The organism is Streptococcus oralis (assembly GCF_001075875.1).
Taxonomy (GTDB): domain Bacteria; phylum Bacillota; class Bacilli; order Lactobacillales; family Streptococcaceae; genus Streptococcus; species Streptococcus oralis_I.
The window spans coordinates 1-4597 of the sequence record NZ_JUOS01000187.1; the positions used below are offsets into that span (position 1 = coordinate 1).

The 4597-nt window shown below is 38.5% G+C and carries 3 protein-coding genes; 2 read left to right on the top strand and 1 reads right to left on the bottom strand.

What is annotated here, in order from left to right; all coding sequences use genetic code 11:
• A partial coding sequence (locus ADM33_RS11015) for a pneumococcal-type histidine triad protein (protein ID WP_049504904.1) occupies positions 1-1933 on the top strand: 1933 nt, incomplete at its 5' end.
• A 76-nt stretch (positions 1934-2009) separates the two neighbouring features.
• On the opposite strand, the gene pepT is transcribed toward ADM33_RS11015, so the two are convergent.
• Positions 2010-3233, bottom strand: a complete 1224-nt coding sequence (gene pepT, locus ADM33_RS09945) for a peptidase T (protein ID WP_049504907.1) — start codon at positions 3231-3233, stop codon at positions 2010-2012.
• Between the two features lie 154 nt (positions 3234-3387).
• Between pepT and hemH the strand changes: the two genes are divergently transcribed.
• Positions 3388-4482, top strand: a complete 1095-nt coding sequence (gene hemH / locus ADM33_RS09950) for a ferrochelatase (protein WP_049504908.1) — start codon at positions 3388-3390, stop codon at positions 4480-4482.
• Positions 4483-4597: the final 115 nt, after the last annotated feature.

A 4597-nucleotide genomic window follows, 5' to 3' on the forward strand; every position in this document is an offset into this window, starting at 1 on the left:
TAATACTCATAAAGAGAATGAAGCGAAACACGAGCATCATGAAGATGAACATGATCATGGCTTTGCAGCTGAGCGAGTGATCAGTGAGGATGAGCAAGGTTTTGTGGTTTCACATGGAGACCATGCTCACTATTTCTTTAAAAAAGATTTATCAGCAGATCAGATTAAGGCAGCGCAAGAGCATTTGCATGGGCACCATCAGGCAGAGCCTGTAAAGCCTCTTGCCAAGACGGTTGAAAGTTTCTCTCGAGATGCCAGCGATGAAGAAAAGATAGCTTATATCTCTAAAACCTATGGTGTTCCGCTTGAAGCGATCCGAATTTCAAATGGATTCTTTGTATTCGGAAATCCAGACCAGGCTTATGACCCAACTCACATTCACCCTTATGCAGTTCGAAAGGAACACGTTCGTATTCCTCTCCAAACAGGTGATGCAGAGCTTGATTTCCTAAACGAACTCTATACAACTGCTTTACGTGATGGCGTTTCTCCTTATAGTTTGCAGGTTGAAAATGGTAGCTTCGTCATTCCTCACGGTGATCATAATCACTACATCAAAGTACAAACTAAAGGCTATGAAGTGGCTTTGAAACATAAGATTCCTGCCTTGCAATCTAACTACCAACCAGGAGCCTTTGATGAAGCTACTGTTCAAAATAAGGTTGATCAACTTCTAGCAGAAAGTCGTGAAGTCTATAAAGATAAACCAATTTTACAAAGACAAATTGAGCTTGCCTTGGGACAATTCTCTGAAAATATGAAGAAGCTCTCAACCAACTCAACAGCTGGTTATCTGGCTGCTTTAGATCTCTTTGACAAGCAGTATATCCACGTTGACTCTAGTGTAAAACCAACAGAAATCAGTCCTTTAGACAAGAAATATCAAGCTTTAGTAGACAAGATTAATACCTTGGATACGGATGCTTATGGACTTCCTAAAAAGGATCTCTTGGCACAACTCCAAGAAAATAAATTGGCTCAAGATGAGGCTGGTTTAGATGCAGTTGAAGCCAAGTTACAAGCTCTGCAAGATTTTAATGATCGAACTGGTGTTACGACAGTCGAATACATTAAGTATTTCTATCAACATCTGTCAGATGGTCGTTTAAATGACACTCTTAGAAATAAAGTTGCAAACCTAACTTGGACTCTTTATCAGTCACAATCTTTCCTTAAGGCAACTGACTTGAACAAACTCTTCCCTGAAATCTATCAAACAAAATTAGAGGTAGAAGAAGCAGTGAAGAATGAATCAGTTGCTCATAAACCTTCTGAAACGATCCTAGACACTGAAAAAGTGGATGGTCATAGTGCTAAAACGGCAGTCTATGAATTTTTGAAAGGTTTGTATGATGATATTAAGCCTGAGGAACAAAGTAATCATGTTCGAAAAGGTCAAGTAGAAGAACTCTTAACAAAAGCTGAAGAATTAGTGGCTCAAGTCAAAGAAGAGGGAGTTAAAGCTTCACTTGCTGACGAAGTTAAAAATCTGAAAGCTGCTCTAGATAAAGATGACGCAGACCTTGATGAATTAAATACGCAAGTCCAAGATCTTCTGAAACGTATTTCACAAACCATTCAGAATGAACGTGAGAATGTCAAACAAGACCCAGAAGTTTTAGTTCTCTACCAAAAACTTTATAATGGTGTCATTGCCCTTCATACTTATTTAGAAATGAATAATGGTTCTGATGCTGATTTTGAAAAAGTGGACGCCTTATTTGATAAGCTTAGTGCAGCAAGCAAAGATAAGCAAGCTCTTTTAGCTCTTGCTCAAGAAATCGTTTTGTTAAACCAAGAATTTCAATCCAAAGTCAAGCCAGCTGAAGCTAGCAATGAAACAGCCAATAAAGAAACAAACGATAAACAAGCTGAGTCAACCTTAACTCCTGCAACTAGCTCTCCAGAAACAAGAGAAAAAGTAGCAGAATAATAAAAAGTTCAGACAGCTACCGTGTCAAAAGTAGGCTGCTGATAAAAAAGAGATCGGGAATTTTTTCCCGATCTCTTTAGTCTTTATAAGCTACAATCCCAATAATGGTGTCGACTGCACGTTCCATTGTTTGTAGACTAACGTATTCAAAACGTCCGTGCATATTTTCACCACCAGCAAAGATATTTGGCGTAGGAATTCCCATAAAGGAAATTTTAGAACCGTCTGTTCCTCCACGGATAGGTTCGATAATTGGTGTAATATCAAGATTTTCCATGACTGCTTTAGCGATGGTGATTGGAGTCATATCCTTTTCAATGACTTCCTTCATGTTGTAGTACTGGTCTGTCAAAGTCAAGGTTACACGATCACTACCAAGTTCTTGGTTCATCTTATCAGCAATAGCTTTCATGGCAGCTTTACGCGCTTCGAAGGTTTCTTTTTCGAAGTCACGAATGATGTAGCTAGCACGCGCTTCCTCAACAGTACCTGTTACATCCATGAGATGGTAGAATCCTTGGTAACCCTCAGTCAACTCAGGTCGGTCACCAGCTGGGAGTTGATTGTGGAAGTCAATGGCTAATTGAAGGGCATTGACCATTTGTCCTTTTGCTGTTCCTGGGTGGACATTACGTCCTTGGAAGTGAAGTTCTGCACCTGCAGCAGAGAAGGTTTCGTATTGAAGTTCACCAAGAGGTCCACCGTCAACTGTATAAGCAAAGTCAACATTGAAATCTTCTGCATCAAATTTATTGGCACCGACACCGATTTCTTCATCAGGTCCGAAGCCAACACGGATTTCACAGTGTTTAATCTCAGGATGAGCAGTCAAGTATTCGATAGCTGTCATGATTTCAGCGATACCAGATTTATCATCAGCTCCGAGAAGGGTAGTTCCATCTGTAGTAATTAAGGTTTGGCCAGGATATTTCTCTAAGCTCTTGAAATCCGCTGGATCTAGCTTGAAACCAGAATTACCTAGTTCGATAAGACCACCGTCGTAGTTTTCAACTACTTGTGGCTTGACACCTTCAGCATTAAAATCAGCCGTATCCATGTGGGAGATAAAACCAATCTTGCGAGTTAAACTTGGATCGTTAGCTGGAAGAGTACCGATAGCAAAACCGTTTGGTAGGTAGTAAACATTTTGCAAACCAACACGTTTCATCTCAGGGATGAGGACATTGGTTGCGAAGTCTACTTGACTTTGGGTACTTGGTGTAGTGGTTGAATGTTCGTCAGAACGTGTATTGACTTTGACATAAGTCAAAAAACGCTCCAACAATGTTGGATATTTCATCGTAACTCCTTTTTTTCTTCTTTTAAAACCATTGTATCATAGAAAGAAGATAAAAACAAAAGTCAAAAGGGAGATAAAATCCTTATGTTAGCGTTTACTTATGGCTTCTTTAGTGATACAATAAAAAAGATAAAAATATCACAAGGATGCAAATATGAAAAAAGCGATTTTAATGATGACATTTGGTTCACCAGAAGAGATTACCTTTGAAGGAGTAGCCGACTTTTTTACCAACATTCGTCGTGGAGTTCGACCTCAAGATCACGAGATTCAAACACTCTATGATAATTATGTTCGAATTGGAGGAACTCCACTTCAAAAAATTACCCGTGAAGAAGTTGCCTTGGTAGAAGCTAGGTTAGGAAATGAATATAGTGTGTATTTTGCCAATAAATTTTCAACCCCTTTTATTCCAGATGTAATTCGGCAAATGGAAGCAGACGGAATTGAAAAGTGTATTTGCTTGATTTTGGAGCCACACTATTCCTTTTACTCTGTCATGGGATACGAAAAGTTTCTGGAAAGCAAACAAATTCAGTTTTTAGTTATTAAGGACTGGTATCAAGAAGAAGCACTATTAAATTATTGGACAGCTGAAATTGCTAAGATTTTAAAAGAAAAGGTGAAACAGGATAGCTTTAAAGTCATCTTTTCTGCCCACAGTGTGCCCATTTTTGCCTTGGATTTTGGTGATCCCTATATCGACCAGATTTTCGAAAATAGCAAGTTAATTGCTGAGAAATTAGACTTGAAACCAGAGCAATATACCAACACTTGGCAGAGTGAAAGTGATATTGGTATTCCTTGGATCAAACCAGATGTATTGGAGAATCTTAGAGAACAGGAAGAACACCCAGAGCATTATATTTTTGTGCCTATTAGTTTTATCAGTGAGCATATTGAAGTCTTGTTTGACAACGATGTGGAATGTCATGACTTGTGTCAGGAATTGAAGGTGAACTACCATCGTCCACCAATGCCAAATACAGATTCTCGTTTGATTGATGCCTTGGTCAATATTGTCCGAGCTAACGAACATAAAGAATTTAGAGAATTCCTCCCAGATGAAGAAACCTTTGATGAATTAGTCCCTTCGGATGAAACTAAGAACATTTTAGATGAATCACAAGACTTACAAATGCCAGAATTTGTTAAAAAATTAATTGAGAAAAAAGGTCGTGAAAATGTCAAGATGCCTTATTTAATCAAAAAAATGCTTGAAAAAGCTGGCAAATTACCTAAAGACTAAGTGAAAATAGAAAAGAACTGGTAATACTCTTCGAAAATCAAATTCAAACTGCGTTAACGTCGCCTTGCCGTATATATGTTACTGACTTCGTCAGTTCTATCTACAACCTCAAAGC